This is a genomic window from Pseudomonas sp. Irchel s3h14 (assembly GCF_900187425.1).
Lineage (GTDB): Bacteria > Pseudomonadota > Gammaproteobacteria > Pseudomonadales > Pseudomonadaceae > Aquipseudomonas.
This window is the reverse complement of sequence record NZ_FYDJ01000026.1, coordinates 45,855-59,398: the sequence shown is the minus strand read 5'-3', so window position 1 is coordinate 59,398 and position 13,544 is coordinate 45,855. Positions and strand designations below refer to the sequence as shown.

The following is a 13,544-nucleotide window of genomic DNA, read 5'->3' as shown; positions in this document are numbered from 1 at the left end:
CCCTCGAGAGGCCGAGTGGAGGTTCTGCGCAGTGGGCAACCCGGCATGGATGCCGGGTTAGCCGCCCCCGGCCATGGATGGCCGATGGCGGCGGGCCCACGGAGCAGGACCGGAGCGAGGGCATGCCGAGCCCAGGCGAGGCACCGAACGAAAGGGGCAAGAACCCTTTGGTTACTTTGGGGTTCTTTTCCAAAGTGACCCGCCGTAAGGGCGGAACCCTAGGCCGCCATCACCGCAGAAACGGATATGTACCCCAACCTTAAGTGAACAGCATTATGGTCTGAGCCCTATTTGCAGACATGTTGTATTGCCCTGTATCTACCCCTCGTTTTTGCGGACTTGCTTACAAATGTCCCTGCCGCCGGATACTTGGCGGACACATCGTTCGGGCCAAATGGCCTGGCCCGAAAGAGGTTGACCCTGTCGAGGTGGAATGGCCAACACCCTCCATTTCGCAGAGTGCCTTCTCCGGGGCTTTCCGCCGTTATGGCATGACCCGCACGGCTCGACCGTGCCAAGCATCTGGAAACGAACCATGTCCCGTAAATCGAACAAGCACCGCATTGGCCTGATCGCCGTCGCCCTGGCCGGGGGCATGAACCTGGCTTCTTCCGCCTTCGCCGTGGAGGCGTTGCCCCAGGGTTATCAGATGGCTTCCGCAGTCAAGGCCGGGGAGGGTAAGTGCGGCGAAGGCAAGTGCGGTGACGCTTCCTTCTCACGCACCGACACCGATGACGACGGCCGGGTTTCGCGCAAAGAATTCCTGGCTGTGGCCCCGACCCGTGGTGCGGATTTCGAGGTGATTGACGCCGACCACGACGGTTTCCTTTCCGAGGCCGAAACCTTCAAATACATGAAAGAAGTCTATGAATCCAATGGCAAGGAAGCGCCCAAGGAACTGTTCACGCGCCTCAGCAAAGCCAGCGCCTGAGTCGACATCGTCACCGAACGCCCTCCCTGCGCCCAGCCGGGAGGGCGTTTTGCTGTCTGGAACGCGGCAAGCGTTCAGCGTTCAAGCATGAATGAGCGGTTTCAGGTTGTGTGAAAACGTCCGGGATTGACTAACCTTCTGACGTCGAGATCGTAAAGGGCGCCATGCACCGCCCGACCTCCGCCTGCGCCATTCTCACCACGGACGGACTCATCGTATCCCTCAGCTGAGGTATGAAGATGAAGCACACATTCGCGGTCGCTATAGCGAACCTCGCGCTTTGCGTCTCGGCCCTCGCCAGCAACGCTCCTGCCGCCGATCCCAAGGCCATTCAGCCCTTCCACGTCAATGTGGCGGACAAGGAACTCGTCGATCTGCGCAACCGTATCGCGGCGACCCGCTGGCCGGACAAAGAGATGGTTTCCGATCGATCACAGGGCGCACAACTGGAACAACTGCAGGCGCTGGTTCGCTACTGGGGCACGGACTACGACTGGCGCAAGGCCGAGGCGCAGCTCAATAATCTGGCGCAGTACGTGACCACCCTCGACGGGGTCGAGATCCACTTCATCTGGGTGCGCTCCCCCCACCCGAACGCTTTGCCGATGATCATGACCCACGGTTGGCCAGGCTCGGTGTTTGAGTTCATCAAGGTCGTCGGTCCGCTCACCGATCCGCCTGCGCACGGGGGCAATGCGGCAGATGCATTCGATGTGGTGATTCCGTCCATTCCTGGCTACGGCTTCTCCGGCAAGCCGAGTGGCATCGGTTGGGATCCGGACCACATCGCGCGGGTCTGGGCGCAGCTGATGCAGCGCCTCGAATACACCCACTACGTCGCCCAGGGTGGCGACTGGGGCGCCCCCATTACCAGCGCGATGGCGCGCCAGGCGCCAGCCGGGTTGCGCGGTATTCACCTTAACCTGCCCGCCACGATACCGGCGGAAGCGAGCGCGGCGCTTGCTGTCGGCGGACCGGCGCCGGCGGGATTTTCCGAACAGGAGCGTGCGACCTACGATGCCGTCGCCACGCTCGTCAAACAGGGGAACCTGGCGTACAGCACGATGATGGCCGCGCGACCGCAGATGATCGGTTACGGCGCGACGGATTCACCGGCCTTCCTCGCCGCGCTCATGCTCGTGCATCCAGGCTTTGCCCGGTGGACATACGGCACCGACCCCCAACAGTCGCCGACCAAGGATGAAGTGCTGGACGACATCACGCTGTACTGGCTGACGAATAGCGCCGCTTCGGCAGCAAGGCTCTACTGGGAGAACATGGGGCGAAGCCCTCTTTCTTCGGCCGCACAGAAGACCACCGAGATTTCGCTGCCGGTGGCTGTCACCGTGTTTCCAGAGGATGTCTACTGCCCGCCAGAAACATGGGCCCGGCGCGCTTATAGCAACCTGATCTACTTCCACCAGGCCGACAAGGGCGGCCACTTCGCGGCCTGGGAACAGCCGCAGCTTTTTACCGAGGAGCTTCGCACGGCGTTCCGATCCCTGCGCTAGTCGAACACCGCCACTCACAAACCATCGCCCAACACCTTGAGGTACTCGGGACTCTCGGATATCGAGTTGTGCCCCGTACCCGGTATGACCTTCAGCGACGCTACCCCGTTGGCGAAATGCGTGTAGAGCCGCTCGGTGCTGGAACGCGGTATCACTTCGTCGTGCTCGGCCGCGATCAACAGCGTCGGCACCGTGATGTGGGCGGCGTACTTCCATGATTCATAGGTGTCCTTGAGCAACCACTTCACCGGGAAGATGGGGAACTGCCGGGCGGCGAGTTCTGCAACACTGTTGTAGGGCGTGATCAGCACCAGACGCGCCGCCGGGCGTTGGCTGGCGAGGCGCACGGCGACGCCCGAGCCCAGGCTGCGACCGACCACCGTAATGTGTGGATGGGTGGCGTAGACCAGATCAAACAAGGTCATGGCGTCGCGCGAAATCATCTCCTCGGAGGGCGATCCGGAACTGCCACCGTAGCCTCTGTAGTGCAGCAAGTAGAGGGCGTGATCGGCAAAGGCTTCGGAAAACGAAGGCAGGCTCCGGGAGACGTCCTCGGCATTTCCACCGAAATAGATCAACGCGTTCCGCCCCTCGTGCGGTCTGACGGTTACCAGCACCTGCGCGTCGTCGACCGACAGCGTGATCAATGTTGCCGATGTACCGACAGCGCGGGGTTGCGGGAAGTAGATGAGGGCGCGCTGGAACACGAACAGCGCGGCGCACAGCGCCAGATACACAACGGCGACGATGACGACGATTGACACCAGGATTCGTGGCATTCGGCTAACTTTAGTGGGCGGCATTGACGGCTCTGGCCTGAAGACGGCTATCGCTTGATCGCTGTCTGAGTGTAGTAGACCGATAGCGCGACGCACCGGGAGGGGCCGCCATGCCCATCGCTGTTAAATGGCTCAACGGCTAATGCCAGTCAGTTAAGCCGTAACGCGATCTGTAGCAGCTGGCGAAGCCTGCGTTCGGCTGCGCAGCAGTCGTGAAATCAGACGATGCGGTGTTTCAGGAAGACCGCAAACGCAGGTTTTACGACTGCTTCGCAGCCGAACGCAGCCTCGCGGGCTCGGCAGCTGCTACAGATCGCGGTGCTTGTAGAGGGGCGAATGGTCGCCGGTAGCTATGCTGATGTGGCCAGCCTCGTGCGTCCGACGCGAAAAGTGCGGTGGACCGTGGCTGACAGCAAAAATGTGGAAGGGCAATTCCATGAGCCACACTGATGGGTACACGCGTCGAAAAATACTCACGCTGGCTGCCGGTGCTTCGGCGGTTTTCACCTTCGATCCAGCTTTTGCAGCATCCACGCCGTCGAGCGAAACAGGAGGCAAGAACATGCTGACCCGGGCCATTCCATCCAGCGCCGAACTCTTACCGATCGTTGGGCTGGGCACGTATCGTGGTTTTGATGTCGAGCCTTCAAGCCCCGCCTACAAGCAGCTGCCTGCGGTGCTGCGCGCGTTGTTCGAGAAGGGCGGGAAGGTGATCGACAGTTCGCCCATGTACGGTCGCGCCGAACAGTCGACCGGTGAGCTGCTGTCGATTCATGAGCCGCGCTCGCCGGCCTTTCTGGCCACCAAGGTGTGGACCCGTGGCCGCGAAGAAGGCATCGCGCAGATGGAGCAGTCTTTCAAACTGCTGCAAACCGACCGGATCGACCTGATGCAGATTCACAACCTGCTGGACTGGAAAACCCATTTGCCCACGCTGCGCAAATGGAAGGAAGAAGGGCGCATTCGTTACATCGGCATCACCCATTACACGGCGTCGGCGTATGAGGAGGTGGAAGCGGTACTCAAGTCCGAGCCATTGGACTTTTTGCAGATCAACTATGCCCTGGACGATCGCGGCGTCGAGAAGCGCATCCTGCCGCTGTGTCGCGAACGCGGCGTGGCGGTGATCTGCAATCGACCCTTCGGCGGCGGTGATTTGCTCGCCCGCTTGAAGGACAAACCGTTACCGCGCTGGGCCGCGGATGTGAGGGTCAATAGCTGGGCGCAACTGGCGCTCAAGTTCCTGCTGACGCATTCGGCGGTGACCTGCGTCATCCCCGGCACCGGCAACCCGCGTTACATGGCGGAAAATGCCGGTGCAGGTTTCGGTCCGATGCTGACGGGAGCGCAGCGTGAGCAGTTGATTGACGTGGTGGGGTAGGCGAGTGTTCCAGGCCTGTCAGGTGTTGTCCGACGGCTGGCGAAACCGCTCCGGGATGGCCTCTGCAAATGGATAAAACGAAAACCAGGGCCTGGCTTCGTCAATGACCCGCTGGACGGACGGTCTGTTCATCAGCCTGTCGAAATAGGCTTTCAAGTGGACAAAGTCGTCGGGGAACGGCTCGAGCGTACTGGCATAGAAAAGTGCCGGGGCCGCGGCGCAATCGGCCAGGCTGAAATCTGCACTGGCCAACCAGATTCTGGACGCCATCTGGTGGTCGAGCATGCCGTACGCCGTCTGCAGTGTGGAACGTTCTCTGGTCAAATCGCCGTGAGCGCCGCGCAGGCGATCCAACACAATCTGTTGCAGCGGTGTCTGTAGATAGTGGTCGCACACACGGTCCCACAGACCGACCTCCAGTGCGGTATCCCAATCGTCGGGAACGAGCGGATGAGCACCTGGATAAAATCGGTCCAGGTATTCGATGATGATCGTGGTCTCCGCCACGTTGCGCTGGCGAGCGCGGTCGCGGATGACCGGGAATTTGCCGAGCGGCCACAGCGCTTGCAGCTCTGCTCTGTCTGCATCGTTGGCAAGATCGATGATCCGCTTCTCGAATTCGACAGCGTTTTCATAGAGCGCGATGAGCACTTTGTGGCAGAACGACGACAGCGGATGGTAGTAAAGAGTCAGCGACATCTCTCAGCTCCTCGAAAGGCAAGTGACCCCCATCATCATAGTCGCCGTCCGGGACGGTTAAGCGCGCGGTGCTAGACTTTCAGGGTGGGATGGATGATCGATCAACCTGATCCGGCGGTGCAATGGTGAGAACGCTGGAGGTATGACATGACGACTCAACTGCTGGCTAAAGAACACATCAACGTGGTGGTCCGCAATTATGTAGAAGGCATGGTGTTCGCTGATGAAGCCTTGCTGCGACAGGCCTTTCATCCTTCTTGCCGCATCATTGGCCATTACGAAGAAAAGCTTGAATGGGCATCCCTGGAGGAATTTATCAGCGCGATCAAGGCTGAGGGGCCGGCAGCCAAAGAGGTCAAACCGTTTTGGGAAGTGCTCAGCATCGATGTCACGGGTGATGCCGCCGCGGTAAAAGTCACTGATGATTATCTCGGCATGCGATTTACCGATTATCTGTCGCTACTGAACATCAATTACCGCTGGATGATTGTGAACAAGCTGTATTACCTGAACGAATAACGCGTGAGCCCGGGAGCCAAAAGCTCCCGGGCATCGTTATGCGATCAGTGCCGATCCAGCCACACCGTCTGGGCATTGCAGAATTCACGCACGCCGAAATGCGAGAGCTCACGGCCAAACCCGCTTTTCTTCACGCCGCCAAAGGTGACGCGTGGGTCGGAGGCGCAATAGCCATTGATAAACACACCACCGGTTTCCAGTTCATCGGCCATCTGCTCGGCAAGCTCGACGTTGCGTGTGTAAATGGTGGAGGCGAGGCCGAACTCACTGTCATTCGCCAGTTCTAGTGCATGGGCTGCGTCTCGTGCAGTGATGATCGAGGCCACCGGGCCAAACAGCTCCTGTTTGAACGAGGTCATCTGATCGGTGACAGCACCGAAAACCGTGGGCTCATAAAAATTGCCAGCGCCTTCAGCCTTCTTGCCGCCCATCAGCAACGTCGCACCTTCTTCCAGGGTGTCGCGCACCTGTTGATCCAGTTCATCACGCAGATCAAAGCGAGCCATCGGACCGATGTAAGTGTCGGCGGCCAGTGGATCGCCGACCACCAGTTTTTGCGTGGCTTCGACGAACTTGCGCGTGAATTCCTCGACGATGCCTTGCTCGACGATCAAGCGTTTGGCCGCCGCGCAGACTTGCCCGGTGTTTTGGTAACGACCAATCACGGCGGCTTTGACCGCTTCGTCGAGGTCGGCATCGTTGAGCACGATGAACGGATCTGAACCGCCCAGTTCCAGTACACACTTCTTCAGCGCCGCGCCGGCTTGAGCGCCGATGGCGATGCCGGCTCGCACGCTGCCAGTGAGAGTGACTGCCGCGATGCGAGGATCGGCGATCGCTGTTGAGACGCCGTCGGGCGTGACATTGATCACCTCGAAGACACCTTCAGGGAAGTCGGCTTGCTTGAAGGCTTCCAGCAACAGATAGGCGCTGCCCATCACGTTCGGAGCATGTTTGAGCACGTAGGTGTTGCCGGCGATCAACGCTGGAACGGCGCCGCGCAGGACCTGCCAGATCGGGAAGTTCCACGGCATTACGGCGAGAATCGGGCCGAGCGGGCGATATTCAATGCGCGCTTTTCCACCTTCAACCAGCGTCGGCTCAGCGCTCAGCATCGCCGGGCCGTGTTCGGCGTACCACTCGCAGAGTTGCGCGCACTTTTCGATTTCGCCGCGCGCCTGAGTGATCGGCTTGCCCATTTCCAGGGTGATCATGTTCGCCATCGCTGCGGCGTTGTCGCGCAATGCCTGAGCCAGGGCGATCAACAACTGCGAACGTTGATCAACCGGTTTGCTGCGCCAGGCGCGAAACCCGGCAGCGGCGCGGGACAGGGCATCGTCCAGTGCCGATGCGGATTCGAAAGGGTAGTGGCCGATCTGCTCGCCGTTGGCGGGGTTGATCGAAATGGCATGGGTGAGGCTGGAAACTTGAGTCATGGCACCGTCCTGCGAGGTGGGGATGCGCTCAGGTTACGGTGGCGTTTGTTTTCTGGAAACTGAATAATACTGAGCATATCGTTCACGTTTGGAGAATGCCTTGGATCTGGTTCAGCTGGAAATTTTCAAAGCCGTCGCCGAACACGGCAGCATCAGCGCGGCGGCTCAGCACATCCACCGGGTGCCGTCGAACCTGACGACGCGGATCAAGCAGCTGGAGCTGGATCTGGGCGTGGACCTGTTTATCCGCGAGAAGAGCCGTCTACGTCTGTCGCCGGCCGGCTGGAGTTTCCTCGACTATGCCCGGCGCATTCTCGATCTGGTCCAGGAGGCTCGCGCGACGGTGGCGGGCGAAGAACCGCAGGGATCGTTTCCCCTTGGGTCACTGGAGAGCACTGCGGCGGTGCGCATCCCTGAGCTGTTGGCGGCGTATAACCAGAAGCACGCCAAGGTCGAGCTGGACCTGTCCACCGGACCTTCGGGGACCATGATCGACGGGGTGTTGTCGGGGCGACTGGCGGCAGCGTTTGTCGATGGACCGGTGCTGCACCCGGCACTGGAAGGCGTGCCGGCGTTTGAGGAAGAAATGGTGGTGATCGCACCGCTCAACCATTCCCCCATTCATCGCGCGCGGGATGTTAATGGCGAAAACATCTATGCCTTCCGCTCCAATTGTTCCTACCGACACCACTTCGAAAGCTGGTTCGCCAAGGACGCGGCGGTGCCCGGCAAGATTTTCGAAATGGAGTCCTATCACGGCATGCTGGCGTGCGTCAGCGCCGGTGCAGGCCTGGCGCTGATGCCCCGCAGCATGCTCAACAGCATGCCCGGATGCACCACGGTGAGCGTCTGGCCGCTATCGGAATCGTTCCGCTATTTGCGCACCTGGCTGGTGTGGCGCCGGGGGACGGTGTCGCAAAGTCTGACCATGTTTGTGCGCTTGCTCGAGGAGCGCGGGGTGGTGCGGGATGAGGCGGTGCGCTAGTTCGCGCGTTTGAGAATGTCCAGATCGGTGTGCCGGCTCATTCCCCGGCTTTCGTCGACTTGATCAGATTGTTGCGCAGCTTCACGACCGCTTTTTGCAGGATCGAGAACTCGTCGAGCGTCAGGCCCGTTGCGTCGGCGAGGCCCATTTCCGGTTGGCTTTCGCGCAGCTGTCGACCGTTCTTCGTCAGGCTGATCCGCACTTGGCGCTCGTCTTCGGGATCGCGTTGCCTTTGCAAAAAGCCCATCGCTTCCAGTTTCTTCAGGATCGGGGTCAAAGTGTTCGACTCCAGAAACAGCTTCTCGCCCAGGCTGCCGACGGTCTGATTGTCTTCCTCCCACAGCGCGACGATGGTGATGTATTGCGTATAGGTCAGCCCAAGCTGCTCAAGTATCGGCTTGTAAGCCTTGCCGAAGGCCAGGTTCGTGGAATAGACCGCAAAACACAGGAATTCGGAGAGCTTCAGGTTGTCGGGGACGGCGTTGTCGGTGGGTTTCATGTGCATCCTCGTTGGCCAAAGACGGATGGCTCGCAAAAAGCGAAATATACCCCGTATGCGATTGTGTCGGAACGACTCTAACTGACAGTGGCGACCGGTTCGACGGCGAAAGTCGAACCGGTCGTACGGTGCATCACGCTGTCAGGGCGTTGATGACCACGTCGATATTGCCTCGCGTTGCTTTCGAGTACGGACAGATTTGGTCTGCGGCGTGCGCCAGCTCCGTCGCGAGGTCTTGCGTCAAGCCTGGCACGCGAAGAGTCAGACGGGCCTGGAGGAAGTAGGCCGGACCGGTCTGGCCCAGATCGACCTCAATATCAATGGCCAGATTGGGCGGCAACGTCACCTTCATATTTTTCGCCGCCAGCTCGACGGCAGCGGTGTAGCAGGCCGACCATGCGCCGGCGAAAAACTGCTCTGCCGTTGGGTGCGGCACAATGGCTGCGAACTCGTGTGCCAGTCTAGGGTTTCCAGGCGACGAGAGCTCGATGGCGAGGCCGCGGGAAGAGTTGTCACCGTCGCTGAACGTCGTGTGGGTTTTGCCTGTGGCCAGGACTTTTTCGATCTTGTTCATGGTTGAGTCCTCAACGTTTTGTTGGGTTTGTGATTCGTATGCGCTTAAAGCGCATGCGATATATATGGTGTATCGACAATGCCGATCGACAGCAACGCCGCGCGGTGCGTCAAGCCGTGAGGACGTTCAGGGCCACGTCAATGTTACCCCGCGTCGCTTTCGAGTACGGGCAGATTTGATCGGCGGTGTGCGCCAGTGTCGTCGCAACATCGTTCGACAAACCCGGTACACGCAGGGTCAATCGAGCCTGAAGGAAGTAAGCCGGACCGGTCTGACCCAGATCGACTTCGATGTCGACGGACAGATCCGACGGCAGTACCACGTTCATCTCGTCGGCCACCAGCCCGACGGCGGCGGTGTAGCAGGCCGACCATGCGCCGGCGAACAGTTGCTCGGCGGTCGGGTGCGGCTGGGTGGCGGCGAACACGTGGGCTGGCTTGGCGTTGCCAGGCGTCGACAGGGTGATGTCGAGGCTGCCGTCATGGCCGCGCGAGGTGTTGCTGACGGTGGTGTGGGTTTTGCCGGTGGCCAGTACTTTTTCGATCTTGCTCATGATGATTTCCTGAGTTTCTATTGTTTTCGTATGCGCTTATATCGCATGCGACATATTCAGTGGATTAAAGCGATCTTCACGCCGTCAGGATGTTCACTGCCACGTCAATGTTGCCCAGCGTCGCTTTCGAGTACGGGCAGAGTTCGTGTGCGGCGTGCGCCAGTGCGGTTGCGACGTCGTGTGCCACGCCCGGCAAGCGGACAAAGAATCGAGCCTGAAGGAAATAAGCCTGACCGGTCTGGCCCAGATCGACCTCGATGTCGACGGACACATCGGCCGGCAGCGCCACGTTCTTCGCTTTGGCCACGTGTTCGATGGCGGAGATGTAGCAGGCCGACCACGCACCGGCGAACAGTTGCTCGGCCGTCGGGTGCGGTTGGGTGGCTGCGAACACGTGGGCCGGTTTGGCGTTTCCTGGCGACGACAGCTCGATGTCGAGGTTGCCGTGGGCACGGGTCGCGTCGCTGAACGTGGTGTGGGTTTTGCCGGTAACCAGTACTTTTTCGATCTTGCTCATGGAATGAATCCTCAACGTTTCAATAGGTGGTGTTTATATGTCGTATACGTTTGTATCGTATGCGATTGAAATAATACTCGCGCAGAACTCAATCGGTGTCAAGGGGTGGTGTGCTGACCAGCCGACGAATGGCCGGGTTACCGGGATATGCCGAATTCGTCGTCGACCGGGTCTAAAGCGATCAAGCCGTGGCTTTGGGAATGGGCCAGTCTGGGCGGTCTGTCCAAGGAGTTGATGATGAAACGACTGTCCCTGGCCGAAGCTCGCGAGCTGGCCGAATCGATCTTGCTGCACAACGGTTTCAACCTTGCCCACGCTCAGGCGGTGGCCGCCACGGTGATTGCCGGCGAGCGCGATGGCTGCGCCTCCCACGGTTTGTATCGGGTATTGGGCTGCGTAAATTCGCTCAGGGCCGGCAAGGTGGTGGCCGATGCCGAGCCACGGGTGATCGACCAGGCCCCTTCGATCGTGCGGGTCGATGCGGCGGGTGGTTTTTCCCAGTTGGCGTTTCAGGCGGGTCTGCCATTACTGGAGGAGAAAACCCGGGCAAACGGGATTGCGGCGCTGGCGATCAATCGCTGTGTGCATTTTTCCGCCCTATGGGTCGAGATCGAGCAACTGACCGCTGCCGGCCTGGTGGCGCTGGCGTGTAATCCCAGCCATGCCTGGGTCGCACCAGCGGGAGGCAGTCAACCGGTGTTCGGCACCAATCCCATTGCGTTTGGCTGGCCGCGTTCGGGCAAGGATCCGTTTGTGTTCGACTTCGCCACCAGTGCGATTGCCCGTGGCGAGATCGAGTTGCATCGACGTGCCGGCAAAGCGATTCCCGAAGGCTGGGGCGTCGATGCAGACGGGCAGCCGAGTACTGATGCGAACGTGGTACTCGATACCGGCGCGATGCTGACGTTCGGTGGGCACAAGGGCTCGGCGCTGGCCGCCATGGTGGAGTTGATCGCCGGGCCGTTGATTGGTGACCTGACCAGTGCGGAATCGCTGGCGTACGACGCGGGCAGCAAGTCATCGCCGTACCACGGCGAGCTGATCATCGCCCTCGATCCGCAGCGCTTCCTCGGTGAGGCCACCGAGCAGCACCTGGCCCGTGCCGAAGTCATGTTCCAGAGCATACAAGGGCAGGGCGCACGCTTGCCGTCGCAACGGCGTTACGAGGCGCGAGCGCGCAGTTTGGTGGAGGGCGTGCAGATTCCCGAAGCCTTGTACAACGACTTGAAGGCGCTGCTGGGCTGAAGAAGCAGGGGCGCCCAACCCTGTGGGAGCGGGCTTGCTCGCGAAGGGGCCATAACATTCAACATTTCTGTCGACTGTTACACCGCTTTCGCGAGCAAGCCCGCTCCCACAGGAGGTCGCTGCACATTTGAGTGTTTTTTACAGCGGTTGTCGGTGGCTGTTGCCATCGACCAGACGGGCGATGCCCAGCGGATTGGCGTTTTTAAGCGCCTCGGGCAGGAGCGCATCCGGGCAGTTCTGGAAGCACACCGGGCGCAGGAAACGCTCGATGGCCAGGCTACCGACCGAGGTGCCACGGGCATCGGAGGTGGCTGGGTAGGGACCGCCATGCACCATCGCATCGCAGACTTCGACGCCGGTCGGGTAGCCGTTGAACAGCACCCGGCCGACTTTTTGTTCGAGCAGCGGCAGCAGCTCGTCATGGGTTTTCAGGTCCCCGGCCTCGGCAATCAGGGTGGCCGTGAGTTGACCGCGCAAGCTGTGCAATGCCCGTTGCAGTTCGGTCTTGTCGGCTACTTCCACCAGCACGGTAGTCGGCCCGAAAACCTCTTCCTGCAACAGCGGGTCGCCGTTGATCAGCAGGCTGACGTCGGCCTTGAACAGCTGCGGCTGGGCCTGCTTGCCCTGTTGTTCGCGGCCAGCCAGGTGGCTGATGTGCGGATGCGCGTGCAGCGCCTGTACGCCGTTGGCGTAGCTGGTTAACGTGCCGGCGTTGAGCATGGTTTGCCCCGGCTGGTCGGCCATGATCGCACTGAGCGATTCAACAAATGCGCTGAACTCGGGGGAGCGAATGCCGATCACCAATCCGGGGTTGGTGCAGAACTGGCCGCAGCCGAGCACCACTGACGCAGCGAGTTCGCTGGCGATTTTCTCGCCCCTCAGTTGCAGGGCTTCGGGCAGTACCAGCACCGGATTGATGCTGCTCATTTCGGCGAACACCGGAATCGGCTGAGGCCGTGCGGCGGCCATGTCGCAGAGGGCGCGACCACCCTTGAGCGAACCGGTGAAGCCGACCGCCTGGATCGCCGGATGTTTGACCAGTGCTTCGCCGACACCCGCGCCGTAGATCATGTTGAACACGCCTTTGGGCATTCCGGTTTGCTCGGCGGCGCGGATGATTGCATCGGCCGCGAGCTCGGCAGTCGCCATATGCCCGCTGTGGGCCTTGAACACCACTGGGCAACCGGCGGCCAGGGCGGCAGCGGTGTCGCCACCGGCGGTGGAGAACGCCAGCGGGAAATTGCTCGCGCCAAACACCGCGACCGGGCCGACGCCGATTCGGTACTGGCGCAAATCCACCCGTGGCAGTGGCTGACGCTCAGGCAAGGCGCGGTCGATGCGAGCGCCATAGAAATCGCCACGGCGCAGTACCTGAGCGAACAGGCGCATCTGACCGCTGGTACGGCCGCGCTCACCCTGTATACGTCCGGTCGGCAGCGCCGTCTCGCGGGTGACCAGGGCAATGAACTCATCGTCCAGCGCATCCAGTTGCGCGGCGATGGCCTCTAGAAACTCCGCGCGCCGGCTCGCCGGCAAATTGCGAAAGGCTGGGTAGGCGGCAGCCGCTGCCTGGGCGGCGGCGTCGACTTCCTGAATGGTGGCTTGCGTGAACGAGTAGGGCAGTGCTTCACCGGTGCTCGCGTCATGGCTTTGCACGGTGATGTTGCCGGCGGCACTGCGCGCACCGCCGATGTAGTTGTGGCCGATGATGTGGGGCATGAAAAACTCCTGTCGAAATGTGAGGCCAAGTACGTTGGCAGACCGCAGCGCATGACCTGTAGCAGCTGCCGCAGGCTGCGTTCGGCGGCGAAGCCGTCGTAAAACCATGCAACGCGGTGTCTCAGTCACACCGTATCGCCCGTATTGACGACCGCTACGCGCTCGAACGCAGCCTGCGGCAGCTGCTACAGGTTGC

At 60.8% G+C, this 13,544-nt stretch carries 14 protein-coding genes; 6 read left to right on the top strand and 8 right to left on the bottom strand.

All coding sequences use genetic code 11. The annotated features are described in order from the left end of the window. Positions 1–535: 535 nt before the first annotated feature. Both CKW16_RS28670 and CKW16_RS28665 read left to right on the top strand, forming a co-directional pair. A complete protein-coding gene (locus CKW16_RS28670) occupies positions 536–931 on the top strand; it encodes an EF-hand domain-containing protein (RefSeq protein WP_095132666.1) in 396 nt (131 codons plus the stop codon). A gap of 239 nt (positions 932–1,170) precedes the next feature. Beyond that, positions 1,171–2,442 (top strand): epoxide hydrolase family protein, encoded by a 1,272-nt coding sequence (locus tag CKW16_RS28665; protein ID WP_095132664.1) that lies wholly within the window; start codon positions 1,171–1,173, stop codon positions 2,440–2,442. Positions 2,443–2,456: 14 nt separating this feature from the next. Here CKW16_RS28665 and CKW16_RS28660 read toward each other — a convergent pair whose 3' ends face one another. Next, on the bottom strand, positions 2,457–3,245 hold the full coding sequence (locus tag CKW16_RS28660) for an alpha/beta hydrolase (RefSeq protein WP_095132662.1): 789 nt from the start codon (positions 3,243–3,245) through the stop codon (positions 2,457–2,459). A 412-nt stretch (positions 3,246–3,657) separates the two neighbouring features. On the opposite strand from CKW16_RS28660, the gene CKW16_RS28655 reads away from it, so the two are divergent. Next, positions 3,658–4,602, top strand: a complete 945-nt coding sequence (locus CKW16_RS28655) for an aldo/keto reductase (RefSeq protein ID WP_095132660.1) — start codon at positions 3,658–3,660, stop codon at positions 4,600–4,602. Positions 4,603–4,620: 18 nt separating this feature from the next. On the opposite strand, the gene CKW16_RS28650 is transcribed toward CKW16_RS28655, so the two are convergent. Continuing rightward, positions 4,621–5,301, bottom strand: coding sequence for a glutathione S-transferase family protein (locus CKW16_RS28650; protein WP_095132658.1), 681 nt, complete (start codon positions 5,299–5,301; stop codon positions 4,621–4,623). Positions 5,302–5,448: 147 nt separating this feature from the next. Here CKW16_RS28650 and CKW16_RS28645 point away from each other — a divergent pair, with 147 nt between their 5' ends. Then, positions 5,449–5,820 (top strand): nuclear transport factor 2 family protein, encoded by a 372-nt coding sequence (locus CKW16_RS28645; RefSeq protein ID WP_056745311.1) that lies wholly within the window; start codon positions 5,449–5,451, stop codon positions 5,818–5,820. A 44-nt stretch (positions 5,821–5,864) separates the two neighbouring features. Here the strand turns inward: CKW16_RS28645 and CKW16_RS28640 are convergent, their stop codons facing one another. Next, a complete protein-coding gene (locus CKW16_RS28640; protein WP_095132656.1) occupies positions 5,865–7,256 on the bottom strand; it encodes an aldehyde dehydrogenase family protein in 1,392 nt (463 codons plus the stop codon). A 100-nt stretch (positions 7,257–7,356) separates the two neighbouring features. On the opposite strand from CKW16_RS28640, the gene CKW16_RS28635 reads away from it, so the two are divergent. Beyond that, positions 7,357–8,241 carry a LysR family transcriptional regulator gene (locus tag CKW16_RS28635; RefSeq protein ID WP_046046804.1) on the top strand — a complete coding sequence of 295 codons (885 nt, stop codon included), beginning with the start codon at positions 7,357–7,359 and terminating at the stop codon, positions 8,239–8,241. A gap of 37 nt (positions 8,242–8,278) precedes the next feature. Here CKW16_RS28635 and CKW16_RS28630 read toward each other — a convergent pair whose 3' ends face one another. The 4 genes from CKW16_RS28630 to CKW16_RS28615 form a co-directional block, all read right to left on the bottom strand. Then, positions 8,279–8,740 carry a MarR family winged helix-turn-helix transcriptional regulator gene (locus CKW16_RS28630; protein WP_095132653.1) on the bottom strand — a complete coding sequence of 154 codons (462 nt, stop codon included), beginning with the start codon at positions 8,738–8,740 and terminating at the stop codon, positions 8,279–8,281. Positions 8,741–8,873: 133 nt separating this feature from the next. Then, positions 8,874–9,314: an Ohr family peroxiredoxin gene (locus CKW16_RS28625; RefSeq protein WP_095132651.1), complete on the bottom strand. Its 441-nt coding sequence runs from the start codon at positions 9,312–9,314 to the stop codon at positions 8,874–8,876. Positions 9,315–9,423: 109 nt separating this feature from the next. Continuing rightward, entirely contained in the window at positions 9,424–9,867 is a 444-nt protein-coding gene (locus tag CKW16_RS28620) for an Ohr family peroxiredoxin (protein ID WP_095132649.1), read from the bottom strand. 76 nt (positions 9,868–9,943) lie between these two features. Then, positions 9,944–10,384: an Ohr family peroxiredoxin gene (locus CKW16_RS28615; protein ID WP_095132647.1), complete on the bottom strand. Its 441-nt coding sequence runs from the start codon at positions 10,382–10,384 to the stop codon at positions 9,944–9,946. Positions 10,385–10,621: 237 nt separating this feature from the next. Here CKW16_RS28615 and CKW16_RS28610 point away from each other — a divergent pair, with 237 nt between their 5' ends. Beyond that, entirely contained in the window at positions 10,622–11,629 is a 1,008-nt protein-coding gene (locus CKW16_RS28610; protein ID WP_095132645.1) for an Ldh family oxidoreductase, read from the top strand. 138 nt (positions 11,630–11,767) lie between these two features. Here the strand turns inward: CKW16_RS28610 and CKW16_RS28605 are convergent, their stop codons facing one another. Next, complete coding sequence (locus tag CKW16_RS28605; RefSeq protein WP_095132643.1) at positions 11,768–13,348, bottom strand: aldehyde dehydrogenase (NADP(+)); 1,581 nt, start codon at positions 13,346–13,348, stop codon at positions 11,768–11,770. Positions 13,349–13,544: the final 196 nt, after the last annotated feature.

What these genes read in the sequence shown, in the direction of transcription:
- CKW16_RS28670 (WP_095132666.1), top strand. Translation starts at nt 536, where the DNA reads ATGTCCCGTAAATCGAACAAGCACCGCATTGGCCTGATCGCCGTCGCC.
- CKW16_RS28665 (WP_095132664.1), top strand. Translation starts at nt 1,171, where the DNA reads ATGAAGCACACATTCGCGGTCGCTATAGCGAACCTCGCGCTTTGCGTC.
- CKW16_RS28660 (WP_095132662.1), bottom strand. Translation starts at nt 3,245, where the DNA reads ATGCCGCCCACTAAAGTTAGCCGAATGCCACGAATCCTGGTGTCAATC.
- CKW16_RS28655 (WP_095132660.1), top strand. Translation starts at nt 3,658, where the DNA reads ATGAGCCACACTGATGGGTACACGCGTCGAAAAATACTCACGCTGGCT.
- CKW16_RS28650 (WP_095132658.1), bottom strand. Translation starts at nt 5,301, where the DNA reads ATGTCGCTGACTCTTTACTACCATCCGCTGTCGTCGTTCTGCCACAAA.
- CKW16_RS28645 (WP_056745311.1), top strand. Translation starts at nt 5,449, where the DNA reads ATGACGACTCAACTGCTGGCTAAAGAACACATCAACGTGGTGGTCCGC.
- CKW16_RS28640 (WP_095132656.1), bottom strand. Translation starts at nt 7,256, where the DNA reads ATGACTCAAGTTTCCAGCCTCACCCATGCCATTTCGATCAACCCCGCC.
- CKW16_RS28630 (WP_095132653.1), bottom strand. Translation starts at nt 8,740, where the DNA reads ATGAAACCCACCGACAACGCCGTCCCCGACAACCTGAAGCTCTCCGAA.
- CKW16_RS28625 (WP_095132651.1), bottom strand. Translation starts at nt 9,314, where the DNA reads ATGAACAAGATCGAAAAAGTCCTGGCCACAGGCAAAACCCACACGACG.
- CKW16_RS28620 (WP_095132649.1), bottom strand. Translation starts at nt 9,867, where the DNA reads ATGAGCAAGATCGAAAAAGTACTGGCCACCGGCAAAACCCACACCACC.
- CKW16_RS28615 (WP_095132647.1), bottom strand. Translation starts at nt 10,384, where the DNA reads ATGAGCAAGATCGAAAAAGTACTGGTTACCGGCAAAACCCACACCACG.
- CKW16_RS28610 (WP_095132645.1), top strand. Translation starts at nt 10,622, where the DNA reads ATGAAACGACTGTCCCTGGCCGAAGCTCGCGAGCTGGCCGAATCGATC.
- CKW16_RS28605 (WP_095132643.1), bottom strand. Translation starts at nt 13,348, where the DNA reads ATGCCCCACATCATCGGCCACAACTACATCGGCGGTGCGCGCAGTGCC.